Genomic DNA, 1,400 nt, shown 5'->3' with positions numbered 1-1,400 from the left:
GTAACCGCTGTTCTCAGGCCACGGCCTTGAGTGGCGCGGGGACGTAGGCCCATGGCAGCAGGTCGTCGATCTGGTTCTGCGGGTGACCGGCGACGATGCGGGTGATGACGTTGGCGAGGTAAGCGTACGGGTCAACGCCGTTGAGCTTGCAGGTCTCGATCAGCGAGGCGATGGTTGCCCAGTGCTCTCCACCGCCATCGGAACCGGCGAAGAGGGCATTTTTCCGATTGAGGGCGATGGGGCGGATACTGCGTTCAACGATGTTGGAGTCGATTTCGACGCGCCCATCGTCGAGGAAGCGGCCGAGCCCGGCCCAGCGCGAGAGCGCATAGCGGATCGCTTCGGCGAGCTTGCTCTTCTGGCTGACCAGCGCGAGCTTTCCGCGCAGCCAAGGCTCGAGGGCATCAATGATGGGTCGGCTCGTTTCCTGGCGAGCGGCGCGGCGCTCCTCCGCCGGGCGCCCTCGGATCTCGTTCTCGATCTTGTAAAGCTCAGCGATGCGCTGCAGGGCCTCCGTTGCGATTGGAGCGGGTCCGGACTGCGCCAGTTCGTAGAAGCGGCGACGCACGTGCGACCAGCAGAAGGCCAGGCTCATGGCGTTGCGCTCGGCCAGCGCCTTGTATCCGGCGTAGCCGTCGACTTGAAGGATCCCGACGAAGCCCTGAAGGTGCCGCAGGGGCTGTTCGGCCTTTCGGTTGGGCGCATAGAGGTAGGCGACGCCGGGCGGATCGATCCCGCCCCAGGGGCGATCGTCGCGCGCATAGGCGAACAGCTGGCCGGTCTTGGTGCGGCCGCGCCCGGGATCGAGCACCGGGGCCGTCGTCTCGTCGGCGAAGAGCTTGTCGGACGCCTTCAGCCGCTCGAACAACCGCTCGTGGATGGGCCGAAGCAGGAAAGCTGCCTTGCCGACCCAGTCGGCGAGCGTCGAGCGGTCGAGGTTGACGCCTTGGCGGGCATAGATCTGGGACTGGCGGTAGAGCGGAAGGTGATCGGCGTATTTCGACACCAGCACATGCGCCACCGTCGCCTCGGTCGGGATGCCGCCCTCGACGAGGCGCGAGGGAGCCGGCGCCTGCACAACAACCTCCTCGCAGCTCCGGCAGGCGTATTTTGGTCGGCGTGTGACGATGACGCGGAACTGGGCCGGCACGATGTCTAGGCGCTCGGCAACGTCTTCGCCCATGACATGCAGCATTCCCTTGCAGCAGGGACAGCTCTTGTCGTCGATGTCGACGACCTGCTCGACCCGCGGCAGATGAGCCGGCAGTGAGCCCCTATTGGCCCGGCGCGTCCTGGCGCGAGCCCCGCCCTTGGCAGGATCGGCGGTGTCGTCCGCCGCGAAGCCTTCGGCCTCGACCTGCTCGGCCTCTTCCAGACCTAGCAGCAGCTGCTCGACGGGC

General features: G+C 66.7%; 1 protein-coding gene. It reads right to left on the bottom strand.

All coding sequences use genetic code 11. The features are described 5' to 3' along the window. Positions 1-13 precede the first annotated feature (13 nt). The coding region (locus L610_RS19455) for an IS66 family transposase (RefSeq protein WP_144707004.1) at positions 14-1,400 on the bottom strand (1,387 nt) is incomplete at its 5' end.

It is taken from the genome of Aminobacter sp. J44, assembly GCF_007829415.1.
In the GTDB taxonomy this organism is placed as follows: domain Bacteria; phylum Pseudomonadota; class Alphaproteobacteria; order Rhizobiales; family Rhizobiaceae; genus Aerobium.
Note: the sequence above shows the minus strand (reverse complement) of the source record. Positions and strands in the feature narration are given on the sequence as shown.